The organism is Streptococcus sp. KR (genome assembly GCF_002238115.1).
Classification (GTDB): Bacteria; Bacillota; Bacilli; order Lactobacillales; family Streptococcaceae; genus Streptococcus.
This window is the reverse complement of sequence record NZ_NGVM01000001.1, coordinates 123,430-137,991: the sequence shown is the minus strand read 5'-3', so window position 1 is coordinate 137,991 and position 14,562 is coordinate 123,430. Positions and strand designations below refer to the sequence as shown.

13 protein-coding genes are annotated in these 14,562 nt (G+C 43.2%); 6 read left to right on the top strand and 7 right to left on the bottom strand.

The genetic code is table 11. The annotated features are described in order from the left end of the window. Position 1: 1 nt before the first annotated feature. Positions 2-1,681 (top strand): ribonuclease J1, encoded by a 1,680-nt coding sequence (gene rnjA, locus CBI42_RS00690; protein WP_049500725.1) that lies wholly within the window; start codon positions 2-4, stop codon positions 1,679-1,681. Between the two features lie 245 nt (positions 1,682-1,926). On the opposite strand, the gene mnmG is transcribed toward rnjA, so the two are convergent. The 4 genes from mnmG to mnmA form a co-directional block, all read right to left on the bottom strand. Further along, a complete protein-coding gene (mnmG, locus tag CBI42_RS00685; RefSeq protein WP_094753012.1) occupies positions 1,927-3,840 on the bottom strand; it encodes a tRNA uridine-5-carboxymethylaminomethyl(34) synthesis enzyme MnmG in 1,914 nt (637 codons plus the stop codon). Next, the gene (locus tag CBI42_RS00680) at positions 3,830-4,261 is read right to left on the bottom strand and encodes an NUDIX hydrolase (protein ID WP_049543155.1); all 432 of its coding nucleotides are present in this window, start codon (positions 4,259-4,261) and stop codon (positions 3,830-3,832) included. Before CBI42_RS00680 ends, mnmG begins: the two co-directional genes overlap by 11 nt. An 8-nt stretch (positions 4,262-4,269) precedes the next feature. Beyond that, the gene (locus tag CBI42_RS00675; protein WP_179211338.1) at positions 4,270-4,725 is read right to left on the bottom strand and encodes an NUDIX hydrolase; all 456 of its coding nucleotides are present in this window, start codon (positions 4,723-4,725) and stop codon (positions 4,270-4,272) included. A gap of 140 nt (positions 4,726-4,865) precedes the next feature. Next, positions 4,866-5,987, bottom strand: coding sequence for a tRNA 2-thiouridine(34) synthase MnmA (gene mnmA, locus CBI42_RS00670; protein WP_094753009.1), 1,122 nt, complete (start codon positions 5,985-5,987; stop codon positions 4,866-4,868). Positions 5,988-6,289: 302 nt separating this feature from the next. On the opposite strand from mnmA, the gene CBI42_RS00665 reads away from it, so the two are divergent. Beyond that, positions 6,290-7,171 carry a hypothetical protein gene (locus CBI42_RS00665; protein ID WP_094753008.1) on the top strand — a complete coding sequence of 294 codons (882 nt, stop codon included), beginning with the start codon at positions 6,290-6,292 and terminating at the stop codon, positions 7,169-7,171. An 87-nt stretch (positions 7,172-7,258) separates the two neighbouring features. On the opposite strand, the gene CBI42_RS00660 is transcribed toward CBI42_RS00665, so the two are convergent. Continuing rightward, positions 7,259-7,909 (bottom strand): LysM peptidoglycan-binding domain-containing protein, encoded by a 651-nt coding sequence (locus CBI42_RS00660; protein WP_094753007.1) that lies wholly within the window; start codon positions 7,907-7,909, stop codon positions 7,259-7,261. A gap of 240 nt (positions 7,910-8,149) precedes the next feature. On the opposite strand from CBI42_RS00660, the gene sdaAB reads away from it, so the two are divergent. Genes sdaAB through CBI42_RS00645 form a run of 3 tightly spaced genes read left to right on the top strand, consistent with a single transcriptional unit; the run spans position 8,150 to position 10,356 of the window. After that, the gene (gene sdaAB, locus CBI42_RS00655) at positions 8,150-8,821 is read left to right on the top strand and encodes an L-serine ammonia-lyase, iron-sulfur-dependent subunit beta (RefSeq protein ID WP_000838912.1); all 672 of its coding nucleotides are present in this window, start codon (positions 8,150-8,152) and stop codon (positions 8,819-8,821) included. 8 nt (positions 8,822-8,829) lie between these two features. Beyond that, the gene (gene sdaAA / locus CBI42_RS00650; protein ID WP_094753006.1) at positions 8,830-9,702 is read left to right on the top strand and encodes an L-serine ammonia-lyase, iron-sulfur-dependent, subunit alpha; all 873 of its coding nucleotides are present in this window, start codon (positions 8,830-8,832) and stop codon (positions 9,700-9,702) included. A gap of 21 nt (positions 9,703-9,723) precedes the next feature. After that, on the top strand, positions 9,724-10,356 hold the full coding sequence (locus CBI42_RS00645) for an HAD-IA family hydrolase (RefSeq protein WP_094753005.1): 633 nt from the start codon (positions 9,724-9,726) through the stop codon (positions 10,354-10,356). Positions 10,357-10,461: 105 nt separating this feature from the next. On the opposite strand, the gene CBI42_RS00640 is transcribed toward CBI42_RS00645, so the two are convergent. After that, positions 10,462-12,312 carry a polysaccharide biosynthesis protein gene (locus tag CBI42_RS00640; protein ID WP_070842100.1) on the bottom strand — a complete coding sequence of 617 codons (1,851 nt, stop codon included), beginning with the start codon at positions 12,310-12,312 and terminating at the stop codon, positions 10,462-10,464. An 85-nt stretch (positions 12,313-12,397) separates the two neighbouring features. Next, positions 12,398-13,228: a glycosyltransferase gene (locus CBI42_RS00635; RefSeq protein ID WP_094753004.1), complete on the bottom strand. Its 831-nt coding sequence runs from the start codon at positions 13,226-13,228 to the stop codon at positions 12,398-12,400. Between the two features lie 155 nt (positions 13,229-13,383). Here CBI42_RS00635 and CBI42_RS00630 point away from each other — a divergent pair, with 155 nt between their 5' ends. Continuing rightward, positions 13,384-14,550, top strand: coding sequence for a CynX/NimT family MFS transporter (locus tag CBI42_RS00630; RefSeq protein WP_045612430.1), 1,167 nt, complete (start codon positions 13,384-13,386; stop codon positions 14,548-14,550). The last annotated feature ends 12 nt before the right edge of the window (positions 14,551-14,562 follow it).

Here is a 14,562-nt window from a genome sequence, read left to right as displayed (position 1 = left end):
TATGGCCTATACTCTTAAACCTGAAGAAGTCGGCGTTTTTGCCATCGGTGGTCTGGGAGAAATCGGGAAAAATACATACGGGATTGAATACCAAGATGAGATTATCATCGTCGATGCTGGGATTAAATTCCCAGAAGATGACTTGCTGGGTATCGACTACGTCATTCCTGATTACTCTTATATCGTAGACAATATCGACCGCGTCAAGGCTGTTTTGATTACACACGGACACGAGGACCACATCGGTGGGATTCCATTCCTGCTCAAGCAAGCAAATGTCCCTATCTATGCTGGACCGCTTGCCTTGGCTTTGATCCGTGGAAAACTCGAAGAACACGGCCTCCTGCGCAACGCCAAACTTTACGAAATCAACCACAACACTGAGTTGACCTTTAAAAATCTCAAGGCAACTTTCTTTAGAACTACTCACTCTATTCCAGAGCCTTTGGGGATTGTCATTCATACTCCTCAAGGGAAAATTGTCTGTACGGGTGACTTCAAGTTTGACTTAACACCAGTTGGTGAACCAGCAGATTTGCACCGTATGGCAGCTCTTGGTGAAGACGGTGTACTCTGTCTCCTGTCTGACTCGACAAATGCAGAAATTCCAACCTTTACCAACTCTGAAAAAGTCGTTGGCCAGTCCATCATGAAGATTATCCAAGGCATTGAAGGACGTATCATCTTTGCATCCTTTGCCTCAAATATCTTCCGTCTCCAGCAAGCAACTGAAGCTGCTGTAAAGACTGGACGCAAGATTGCGGTCTTTGGTCGCTCTATGGAAAAGGCCATTGTCAACGGAATTGACCTTGGTTACATCAAAGCTCCTAAGGGAACCTTTATCGAGCCAAATGAAATCAAAGACTACCCTGCAGGCGAGGTTCTGATCCTCTGTACAGGTAGTCAGGGCGAGCCGATGGCAGCCCTCTCTCGTATCGCCAACGGAACCCACCGTCAGGTGCAACTCCAACCCGGAGATACTGTCATCTTCTCTTCTAGCCCAATCCCTGGAAACACTACTAGCGTCAACAAGCTGATTAACATCATTTCAGAAGCTGGTGTCGAAGTTATCCACGGTAAGGTTAACAATATCCATACATCTGGACACGGTGGCCAACAAGAGCAAAAACTTATGCTCCGCTTGATTAAGCCAAAATACTTCATGCCTGTTCACGGTGAATACCGCATGCAAAAAGTCCATGCTGGACTTGCGGTGGATACTGGTGTTGAGAAGGACAATATCTTTATCATGAGCAATGGTGATGTGCTTGCCCTTACTGCTAACTCAGCTCGTATTGCAGGTCATTTCAACGCCCAAGACATCTATGTCGATGGAAATCGTATCGGTGAAATCGGCGCAGCTGTCCTCAAAGATCGTCGTGATCTATCTGAAGACGGTGTCGTTCTGGCAGTCGCAACTGTTGACTTCAAATCGCAGATGATTCTATCTGGTCCAGACATCCTCAGTCGAGGCTTTGTCTACATGAGAGAGTCTGGCGACTTGATTCGCCAAAGCCAACGCATCCTCTTCAATGCCATTCGTATCGCACTGAAAAACAAGGATGCTAGCGTGCAATCTGTCAATGGTGCCATTGTCAACGCTATTCGCCCCTTCCTTTATGAAAATACAGAACGTGAACCGATCATCATCCCTATGATTCTCACACCAGATGAAGAATAATACTCTTCGAAAATCAAATTCAAACCACGTCAGCTTCGCCTTGCCGTACTCAAGTACAGTCTTCGGCTAGCTTCCTAGTTTGCTCTTTGATTTTCATTGAGTACAAGTCAACAAAACAGCTCCGTCTTCGGAGCTGTTTTTCTCTATGCTTTCTTTTGAGATTAAAACTCAATAAAAATCGAAATCAGACTAGAAGGCTAGGCGAAAGCATAACTTGAGTTAGGTGAGCCGAAGCCGACGACGTATCATTTTGATTTTTGAAGAGTTTTAGAAATACTACGATTTTTACCTTCAAGATACACCATCAAAATAGAAATATCTGCTGGGTTTACTCCCGAAATACGGCTGGCTTGACCGATGGTTTCTGGATTGATGAGTTTGAACTTCTGACGGGCTTCGGTTGCAATAGAATCAATGTCATCCCAGTCAATATTGGCTGGAATGCGTTTTTCTTCCATGCGTTTCATCTTGGCAACCTGATCCATGGCTTTGGAAATATAGCCTTCGTATTTGATTTCTGTTTCAATCAATTCGATAATCTTGTCATCCAAGTCTTCTGCAGCTGGTCCGATGAAGGCTACCACATCTTGGTAAGAAACTTCTGGACGGCGAAGGAATTCCTTGGCTGTCACTGCATCGGTCAACGGTTTAAAGCCCATCTCCTCAACCTTGGCATTTGTTTCCTTGACTGGCTTGAGTTTGATACTATCTAGGCGCTTCATCTCATTTTCAAATTGATTTTTCTTAATTTCAAAGCGAGCCCAGCGTTCATCATCCACAAGACCAATCTCACGGCCCATCTCAGTCAAACGCATATCGGCATTGTCATGACGGAGGATGAGACGGTACTCAGCACGACTGGTCAAGAGACGGTAGGGTTCAATAGTTCCCTTGGTCACCAAGTCATCAATCATGACCCCGATATAACCGTCACTACGCTTCAAAATCAATTCAGGCTTGCCTTGGATTTTCAGAGCCGCATTGATACCCGCGATAATCCCTTGACCAGCAGCTTCTTCGTAACCTGACGTTCCATTTGTCTGACCAGCAGTGAAGAGGCCTGAGATTTTTTTGGTTTCAAGCGTTGCACGCAATTGATGAGGCAAGACCATGTCATACTCAATGGCATAACCAGTTCGCATCATCTCAGCATTTTCCAAACCTTTGATGGAATGAACCAAGTCACGTTGGACATCCTCAGGCAGACTGGTTGAAAGTCCTTGGACATAAACTTCCTCTGTATTGCGCCCTTCTGGCTCAAGGAAGAGTTGGTGGCGTTCCTTGTCCGCAAAGCGCACAATCTTGTCCTCAATCGATGGGCAGTAACGAGGCCCCACTCCCTTGACCACACCTGTAAACATAGGCGCACGGTGGAGGTTATTTTGGATAATTTCATGACTGGTAACATTGGTATAGGTCAACCAGCATGGCACTTGATCTTTGACATAATCCTCATCACGTGAAGTGTATGAGAAGTGATTAGGCGCTTCGTCCCCTGGCTGAATCTCTGTCACATCGTAGTTGATAGAAGAAGCCTTGACACGTGGAGGCGTTCCTGTCTTGAAACGACCAATTTCGAGTCCTAATTCCTTAAGGTTATCAGCAAGGTTAATAGAAGCCAAGCTGTGGTTAGGACCTGATGAATACTTAAGGTCTCCAATGATAATTTCCCCACGTAGAGCCGTCCCTGTCGTCACGATAACAGCCTTAGCAGCATACTCTTGATGGGTAGCTGTACGGACACCGACAACCTTGCCATCTTCGACCAAAATCTCATCAATCATGGTCTGACGAAGGGTCAGATTTTCTTGGTTTTCAACTGTCTTGCGCATTTCCTTAGAGTAAAGTTCCTTGTCAGCCTGCGCACGAAGGGCACGGACAGCTGGCCCCTTCCCTGTGTTGAGCATCTTCATCTGGATGTAAGTCTTATCAATGGTTTTGGCCATTTCACCACCGAGGGCATCGACCTCACGTACGACAATCCCCTTGGCAGAACCTCCGATAGAGGGATTACAAGGCATGAAAGCCAGCATTTCAATGTTGATAGTCGCAAGCAAGACCTTACAACCCATACGGCTGGCTGCTAGGGATGCTTCTACCCCAGCGTGTCCCGCACCAATTACAATAATATCGTATTCTTCAGTAAAATTATATGTCATTTCTTAACCTTTCAAAAATTTCTCGTAAATAAGGAACTAACTTCTCCTCCTCTAGAGCTTGAGCCATAGTAACCCATTTAAAGTGCGTATGCTCTTCAGGATCTAATCTGATAATTGGCTTCTCCCCAACCCACTCTGCTTTATAAACTAAGCGAGTAAAGACAGTATCCTTAGAGGTATCCAGTTGACTATCTTCGTGAAGAAGTTTGAGCAAACTGCTATCTAGCCTAACTCCCGCTTCTTCAATACATTCTCTAAGAGCTCCATCTCGCGGAATTTCACCCTTTTCAACCCCGCCACCAGGAATATCCCAGTAAGTTGGATAAACATTGGGTTGTCCTCTTTTAATTTCCGAACGCTGAATGAGCAAATAATCATCACCACTATGAACAAGTACATGGGCAATAAGCTTAACCATTATTTTCTCTCCTATTCCTCAAGATGGATGTGTCTTAGTTGGCCGTCCCAATCTGGCAGGGCTGTTTTCAAAAAGGCTGGGACTAGATTGATACCCTCAAGCTTGTCTATATCAATCCATTCACAGGGTTGCCTTTTCTCATCTTCCTGCATGGTCAATGGGGCATCTTCAAGCAAGTCCACTAGATAATGAAACTCGATATTGTGATAGGAAACATCGTCCTGTTCAAAACGATTTTCAACCACAAAAGCTAGTTGCCCAGCTTGGGCTTCGACACCCAGTTCTTCCCTCACTTCACGGACTACCGCGTCTTCCGTGCTTTCATTGACTTGAATCGCACCGCCGATAGTGTAATACTTGCCCTTATCTTTGGTAACTAGGAGCTTGCGATTTTGGAGAATCAAGGCTGTCGCCCGAACACCAAAAACTGTATTTCCTACTTTTGTCCGAAAGTCTTGCTGAGTCATTCTTGTCCTTTCCCTTAAACGACACAAAAACAGTCAAAACTCCAAAGAAGTGCAGGACAAAAAAGCCTGCAACATCCATGAGCTTTGACCATCATTTCTATTGCTCTTATTATTGTAGCAAATTGAGAAAATTTGTCAATCTAAATGTACTGACAAACTTGTCCATCCCGGTAAGCATTGTCAATCAAACCACCACCGAGACACTCTTCGCCATCGTAAAAGACAACTGCCTGTCCTGGTGTGATGGCGCGTTGCGGTTCTGCAAAGATAACCTCTGCCTTATCTCCTTTGACATGGACGGTCACCTTAGAATCAGGCTGACGGTAGCGGAATTTAGCCGTACATTCGAGCGTAAACTCCTCTGGCATGTCACGAGTAAAGTGGACTTGACTGGCCTCTAGGCTGGTTGACATGAGCGAATCATGGTAGAAACCTTGGCCGACATAGAGGATATTCTTGCTTAGGTCTTTTCCGACAACGAACCAAGGAGCATTATCTCCACCGTGTTGTCCACCGATACCAAGCCCGCCACGCTGACCAATCGTATAATACATAAGACCTGCATGCTCGCCCATATCGCGACCATCCACAGTCATCATGCGGCCTGGCTGAGCTGGAAGGTAGTTGCTGAGAAAGTTTTTAAAGTTCTTTTCTCCGATAAAGCAAATCCCTGTCGAGTCTTTCTTCTTAGCAGTCGCAAGTCCTGCTTCTTCTGCTAGTCTGCGAACTTCAGGCTTTTCCAAATGTCCCAGTGGGAACATGGTTTTTTGAAGTTGTTCTTGCGACAGTTGGCTGAGGAAATAGGTCTGATCCTTGCCATTATCCACACCACGAAGCATGTGAACGATGCCATCCTCATCACGCGCTACTCGAGCATAATGCCCAGTCGCCACATAGTCTGCACCCAGGGTCATGGCATAGTCCAAAAAGGCCTTAAACTTGATTTCCTTGTTACACATAACATCTGGATTTGGCGTACGTCCTGCACGGTATTCCGCTAGGAAATACTCAAAAACGCGGTCCCAGTACTCTTTTTCAAAATTGACAGAGTAGTAAGGAATGTCAATCTGGTCTGCCACCGCAGCCACATCCTTATAATCTTCAGTCGCCGTACAGACGCCGTTTTCATCTGTGTCGTCCCAGTTCTTCATGAAGATACCGATCACATCGTAGCCCTGCTCCTTGAGAAGAAGAGCCGTCACCGACGAATCAACACCACCACTCATCCCCACGACAACACGTGTTTTAGAGTTATCACTCATGGTAAGTCTCCCATCTATTCGTTTATTCACGATTGAAGGTCGTGTGTGCTTTAACGATTGAAGGTCGCTTGAGCAGTATTCATTATAACATGCTTGGTTAGAGAAGACAAGAAAGAGGCTGATAATCTGACATTCTATTTGATAGAAACAAAAATATAATTACAAAAAGGGCAATGAATAGTTAAATCTCGATTCTACTTATAAACTTATTTATAAAATAAGCTAAAAATGATATACTGTAATGAGGAGGAAGTCGTACATGATCCCTTTAAGATACTACCATCCATGTACGTAGTACGATTGTGAAAAACTACAAAGATATTCTAACATCAAAAAATACTATTTTTACTATCATTATTGTTGTAGGGCTTGGACTTTTAATAGGTTTAGTCATTCATCAAGAACATATCCAAGCAGAGAGAGGGAACATCGCTCTCAGCAAACAACATAAGAATGGACAAGATGTCGAACAAGTAAAAAATGCTATTAAAAACTTCAATATTGATTCTGAAACGATTATAGAGGATTGGAAAAAAATTCAAGAATTAAAGCCTACCACTGACGAAGGCAAAAAGACATTAACAGATTTTCTTACTTCTACGGCCGATAAAATCACTAATCATTATACTGAAAAAGCTTTAAAATTGGATATAAAGGAATCCGATAGCCAGTTTGAAGATAAACAAGCACTTGAAACAGCCATCACTTCCTTACAAAAAATACTAGAAATTATTAAAAGTGTCAACTCCACAAGCGAACAAGCTACTATTGATGAAAAAATAAAACCCATTCAAGAACTGATTTCAAAATTCCAAAAGCAAGCTGAAGTCTTGACCAAAAAAGAAGAAGAACAAAAGTCTAATAAAAAAGAAACAGAAACGACTAGTAACGTTGAGGGAAGAGAAAGCTATTCTTCAGAAGGAGGTAGCTACACTCCAAACTATACTGAGTCAAATAGGAACAGATATAATTCACAAGCACCTGCAAGCGAGCAATATTCATCTGATAGTGCTAGAAGTGGGGGAAACACTGCTGTCAATACACGAGATCAAGTTACTGATACTGCAGGAGCCCAAGGAGATACGAATACCAATAATAATAGTAATAATGCTGAAGTTCCCGATGCTAACAGTAATAATCGCACTAATTCAGCTGGAGAAACTCCAGAATCTCGTCAGCCGTAAGCAATCTGTTATTACTACTATTTAAAAATTGTCTTTTGTCAAATAAAAGCACACAAAAAGAGCCATCAAAGGCTCTTTTTCTATTTCTTAATACCAGCCGTTGTTAAGCCAGAAGTTTTTAGCAGCTGACCATGAACCGTAACGTCCTGCAACGTAAGCATCTGCTACACGTTCTTGGTTTTCAGCTGAGTAGTCACCGTTCAAGTATGAATCTGTCAATTGGTAACGTCCAATGTATTGGCCGTTTGTAGCTGTATAGCTACCACCTGATTCTTTTTGTGCAATCCATTCTTTAGCTTCTGCTTCAGATCCACTTACAGTTGCAGCTGGTGCTGAAGTTTCTGCTGCAGCAACAGTTTCTTCTGCTACTGGAGCGCTTGCAGATGGTGCTGCTTCTTCTACTACTTCTGTAGTTTCTGCTACTGGAGCTGAAACAGTTTCATCTTGAGCAGCTGATGCCGCATAAGTAGCTGGCGCTGGTGTTGCAACAGGTGCTACAGGACCATCGATAACCAACTCTTGACCAACATAAATCAAATGAACGTTGTCGATGTGGTTGTTTTCTGCCAATTTCTCAACAGTTGTGTTGTGAGTTTCAGCGATTTCTGAAAGTGTATCACCTTCTTTAACAGTGTAAGTTGATGATTCTTGAGCAGATACAAATGATGGAGCAAATACTGCAAACAAGGCAGCTACTCCTGCAAGAGTTGTTTTAATCTTTTTAGTTGTTGATTTCATATTTGAAAATTCTCCTTCTTTCTATAGTTCTATCATACCCTTTAAATATTACCGTTTCTTGACACTTTTATGTAGAAATATTACAAAATTATTTTTTATTCCCCTAAACAAGCTATTTTTTGTCACAAAAGATGCTTTTTTATGCTGTTTGTAGTACTAAAAAGGTTTTCATCCACAATTAAAGTCAAGACACCCATTCTTTGATATAATAGAGATAAGAATTTTTATAAGGGGAAACTGATGAAATCACTTCGTTTTCAATCTGTCTTTGATATCATCGGACCAGTTATGATTGGCCCATCTAGTAGTCATACCGCTGGTGCTGTTCGTATTGGAAAGATTGTCTCTTCCATTTTTGATGATACTCCGACAGAAGTCGAATTCCAACTATTTAACTCATTTGCCAAGACCTATCGTGGTCACGGGACAGACCTAGCCCTTGTTGCAGGTATTTTGGGCATGGATACAGATGATCCTGAAATCCCAAATAGTCTGGAAATTGCCCACAAGCGCGGTATCAAGATTGTCTGGACCATTCAGAAAGACAGCAATGCCCCTCACCCTAATACCACTAAAATTACCGTTAAAAATGCCCACAAGACCATCAGCGTGACTGGTATTTCTATCGGTGGCGGGAATATTCAGGTAACGGAACTCAATGGCTTTGCCGTCTCTCTCAATATGAATACACCGACTATCATCATTGTTCATCAAGATATTCCAGGTATGATTGCCCTCGTAACAGAGGCTCTTTCACGCTATGGTATCAATATCGCCCAGATGAATGTTACTCGTGAAAAAGCTGGTGAAAAAGCTATTATGATTATCGAAGTTGACAGTCGCAACTGTGATGAGGCCATCGAAGAAATTCGAAAAATCCCTCATCTCCACAATGTCAATTTCTTTAAATAGGAGGAAGCATGTTTTATTCTATCAAAGAATTGGTCGAGCAAGCAAATCTGGACTTTCAAGGAAATGTCGCAGAACTCATGATTACAACAGAGTTTGAATTGACCGGTCGCGAACGTGAAGAAGTCCTCCTTCTCATGGAACGCAATCTGGAAGTCATGAAAGCCTCTGTCCAACTTGGCCTCAATGAAAATAAATCTCGTAGTGGCCTGACAGGTGGAGATGCTGCCAAATTGGATCACTACATCAAAAACGGAAAAACTCTATCAGATTATACGATTCTCTCTGCTGCCCGAAATGCTATCGCAGTCAATGAACACAATGCCAAAATGGGCTTGGTTTGTGCCACTCCTACCGCAGGAAGTGCTGGCTGTCTGCCCTCAGTTCTAACAGCTGCTATTGAAAAATTAGACCTCAGCCACGAGCAACAGCTGGATTTCCTCTTTGCTGCCGGTGCCTTTGGACTAGTCATCGCAAACAATGCCTCTATCTCAGGTGCTGAAGGTGGCTGTCAGGCCGAGGTTGGTTCGGCCTCTGCTATGAGTGCTGCAGCCTTGACTCTGGCTGCAGGTGGGACACCTTATCAGGCCAGTCAGGCCATTGCCTTTGTCATTAAAAATATGCTAGGCCTCATCTGTGACCCTGTTGCCGGCTTGGTCGAAGTTCCCTGCGTCAAGCGCAATGCTATGGGAGCTAGCTTTGCCTTCATCGCAGCAGACATGGCCCTGGCAGGTATCAAATCTAAAATCCCTGTGGATGAGGTTATCGATGCCATGTACCAAGTGGGGTCAAGCATGCCAACTGCCTTTCGTGAAACAGCTGAAGGTGGACTCGCTGCCACCCCTACTGGTCGTCGCCTCCAAAAAGAAATTTTCGGAGAATAAGCTTATCAAATAGGAGAAACCATGACCTCTATCACAGCCATCTTTTTCGATCTAGATGGAACCCTCGTTGACAGCTCTATCGGGATTCACAATGCCTTTACCCATACCTTTAAGGAGCTGGGAGTGCCTAGCCCTGATGCCAAAACTATTCGTGGTTTTATGGGGCCGCCTCTTGAAAGTAGTTTTGCGACCTGCCTTCCCAAAGACCAAATCTCTGAAGCCGTGCAGATATACCGTTCTTACTACGAAGTAAAAGGCATCCATGAAGCTCAACTCTTTCCTCAGATTCTAGACTTGCTTGAGAAGTTATCGAGCAGTTATCCACTCTATATCACCACGACAAAAAATACTCCAACTGCTCAAGATATGACTAAAAATTTGGGAATCTATCATTTCTTTGATGGCATTTATGGTTCCAGCCCTGAAGCACCTCATAAGGCAGATGTCATTCGCCAAGCCTTGCAGGCACATCAACTAGAACCAGAACAAGCCATCATCATCGGAGATACCAAGTTTGATATGCTGGGAGCTCAAGAAACAGGCATTCAGAAATTAGCCGTCACTTGGGGATTTGGAGAGCAAGCAGATCTACTAAACTATCAGCCTGATTATATCGCTCACAAACCCATAGAAGTTTTGGAGTATTTTCAATAACATAGACTGGGCGACAACCCCATTTCAGAAGAAAATGGAGCAAATCTCTACATAACAAAACGCATATTACCAAGGTTCAAGACCTGATAATATGCGTTTTCTTTTTTATTCAACGTGGGTTGTTTGATTGGCAAAGGCGATAATAGCTTGCTTCAACTCATCTCCACTAAGAGTGCGGAACTCTTCAATCTTTTGATCGATGGCTTCTAGAGGCATGACATTAACCTTACCAACAAAAATCTTATCCATAACTTGGTTATCAACCAATTCGGTTGATACCAAGAGTTCTTCGTAGAGTTTTTCACCTGGACGGATTCCAACTTCAACAATTGGAATTTCGCTCTCAGTGTGTCCACTTAGAAGGACCATTTTCTTGGCCAAGTCATAAATCTTGACTGGTTTGCCCATATCAAGGATAAAGACTTCCCCATCTTTGGCATAAGCGCCAGCATGGATAACCAAACGGCTAGCTTCTGGAATAGTCATAAAGTAACGGGTCATACGGAAGTCTGTCACCGTTACAGGACCACCTTCAGCAATCTGACGTTCAAAGACTGGAATAACACTACCACGGCTACCAAGAACATTCCCAAAACGAACTGCACAGTAGGTCGACTGGCTACGTTGGTTAAAGCCAGTAACAATCAACTCAGCCACGCGCTTGGTTGCTCCCATAACATTTGGTGGATTAACCGCCTTATCTGTCGAAATCATAACCATCTTAGGTACTTTAGCTTCATCAACAGCCTTAGCAACATTATAAGTTCCACGAATATTGTTTTTGAAGGCTTCTTTTGGATTGCGCTCCATCATAGGAACGTGCTTGTGGGCTGCCGCATGATAAACAATAGCTGGCTTGTACTGCTCAAAGACTTGCAACAAACGGTCATAGTCTTGAATATCGGCAATAACTGGTACATAATCAATCCCTTGGAACTTGCGAATCAATTCATGATAAACAAGGTAGATTGAATTTTCCCCATGACCGAGCAAAACGATGCGTTCAGGATTGAAACGACTAACTTGGCGACAGATTTCAGAACCGATTGAGCCACCAGCACCTGTAACCAAGATTGTCTTACCTGTCAGTTCTGCGCCCAGACGCGATTCATCAAGACGAATTTCCTGACGTCCCAAAAGGTCTGTGATATCAATCTTCTGGAAGCCAGTACCTGCTTGGTGAAGTCCCTGAACAACGGTTTCAACCTTAGGCATCTTGTAACATTTGACACCCAGCTTATTACACATCTGTAAGATACGTTCATATTCTGACGGGTCAAGCGACGGAATCGCAACGATAACACGCTCGATTTGATGGCGTTTGGCTAATTCAGGCAGATCATCATATGAACCCAAAACAGGGATTCCGCCAAGTTTTTGGCCCTTTTTCTTCGCATCCTTATCCAAAATACCGACAAGTTCTAATTCACTAGTTGGATGTTGGTAACTATCCATAAAGAGAGCTCCACCATCACCGGCACCAATTAAGAAGGTCCGACGGTGTTCTCCATCACCACTTCCCTTTTTGCGTTTAGAGTAGATTAACTGCCAAGTAATCCGTGGCAATAAAATTAAGAAAGTACTCAACAAGATAAAGAGCACGATAAAACGGATGGAGAAGAGAGGCAAGAAGGCATAGCAGATACTATATGACAAGATACTGCTAGCAGTCACACCAAAAAAGATTTTCATGAAATCCGTAATCTTGCTGTAACGACTAATACTAGCGTTCAACCCCCAAAATCCAATCATCAATTGATAGAACAGGAAGGCCAAACTCGTATAGATAATGTAGTCAACAGGTGCTGGATTAATCAAGCCGTAGAATAAAATATAAGATACAATGATGGAAACCACCATACTCAAAATATCAAATATTCCCCAGAAAACCTGTTTTTGTTGTTTATTTAAAATTTCCACCAGATCAATCACATAATCTGTGAGTTTTTTATTCATAGAAATTTACTCCTCCTTAAAAGAACTGAATAGTTATATTGTTATTATAACACTTTTTCTCTAGTTTACGATTTGCTACAATCTTTTACTTGCTTTTTCGTAACAGTTTCATAAAAATAAACTGTCGGACAAATCCGGGACAAAGGGCAACAACCATCTGAATGGCAACACTCTTGGCATATTCCATGTAAGAAATTTGTCCTCGCTTCAGCATGCGCTGACGAGCTTGACGATAGAGTTTGAGATAACGCAGTCCCCCACGACGCTCAAACATTCCTGCTCCAACACGAACCTTACACAAGATTTGATCCAGATTTCCAGTCTTAGCTCCTGCAGCAATCATATTGAGCCAGAGGAGGTCATCCTCCATATAAAGGCCATCCTCATAGTTGCCTGCCTTGAGAACCATGTCCTTCTTGAACATGACAGTCATGTGGTTAAAGGCACTTCTCATCCTTTGATAAGCTACAATATCTGCATGCTGGGTTGGAACACGACGGTAAGAAACAATCTCATCAGGATTGTCAATAAACTCTGCAATATGTCCACCTAATAGGTCGAGCTTCTCCTTCTCCATTAGCTGAACCTGTTTCTCAAAACGGTCTGGAACAGCTATATCATCCGTATCCATACGAGCGATGATGTCGTACTGACACTGCAAAACACCCTGTCGAAGAGCCAGACCCAAACCTTGATTCTGCTCAAGAGGATAGCGTTTCACTGGAATATCAGACTCAGCTTCAACCTGGTCTAATACCTGATAGAGCTCAGGTGTCAAAGGCCCATCCTCAACCAGAACCAATTCGCTCGGTTTCAGGGTCTGATTTTGAACACTCTCAATAGCATCCTTTAAAAATGTCGGATTTTCCTTGATATAGACCGACATCAATACGCTGATTTTTTGCTTTTCAGACACAGTTTTTCTCCAATGTATAGATTTCCTTCCACTATTTTATCATAATTTTCAAGACTTTCCCATTTTTATCTTGAAAGCCCAAAACCTTACTTGACATTATAGGGGAAAAAGCCTTAAAATAAGCTGTTATTAAAATCAGATAGAAGAGGTATTATATGAAAAAGCAATCACTCTTTTTTGTTCCAGGTATTATCCTGATTGGTGTTTCCTTACGGACTCCTTTTACTGTTTTACCCATTATTTTGGGAGATATTTCGCAAGGGTTGGGAGTAGAAGTTAGTTCGCTTGGTGTCTTGACCAGCCTTCCTCTCCTCATGTTTACCCTCTTCTCACTCTTTTCTACCCGACTGGCTCAGAAAATCGGCTTGGAGCATCTCTTCACCTATAGCCTTTTCTTCTTGACTATCGGTTCTCTGATTCGACTAATCAGTCTACCCCTCCTCTATCTAGGAACCTTGATGGTTGGGGCAAGTATCGCAGTCATTAATGTTCTGCTTCCTAGTCTTATCCAAGCCAATCAACCAAAGAAGATTGGTTTTCTGACCACCTTATATGTAACCTCTATGGGGATTGCGACGGCTCTGGCTTCCTATCTGGCTGTGCCTATTACACAAGCCAGTTCTTGGAAAGGACTTATCATCCTCCTCACCCTGCTCTGTCTAGCAACTTTTTTGGTCTGGTTGCCTAATCACCGTTACAATCACAGACTGGCTCCACAAACCAAACAAAAAAGCAAAGCAAAGGTCATGCATAATAAACAGGTCTGGGCAGTTATTGTCTTTGCAGGTTTTCAATCCTTGCTCTTTTACACTGCTATGACCTGGCTACCTACCATGGCTATCCATGCAGGCCTATCCAGTCACGAAGCTGGCTTGCTGACCTCTATCTTCTCTCTGATTAGCATTCCTTTTTCAATGACCATCCCAAGCCTGACAACCAGTTTATCTACTCGTAACCGTCAGCTCATGCTCACTCTGGTTTCACTAGCTGGTGTGGTCGGTATTTCCATGCTCTTTTTCCCAATCGGTAATTTCTTTTACTGGCTTGCCATCCATCTCCTCATCGGAACCGCAACCAGTGCCCTCTTCCCTTATCTCATGGTCAATTTTTCACTCAAGACAAGCGCTCCTGAAAAGACAGCCCAATTGTCTGGTTTATCTCAAACAGGAGGCTATATCCTAGCAGCCTTTGGGCCAACCCTCTTTGGTTACAGTTTTGACCTTTTCCACTCTTGGGTGCCAGCTGTAGCTGCCCTCTTGCTCGTCGATATCCTGATGACTGTGGCCCTCTTTACAGTGGATAGAGCCGATAAAATCCTCTAAACTTCTAGTTTC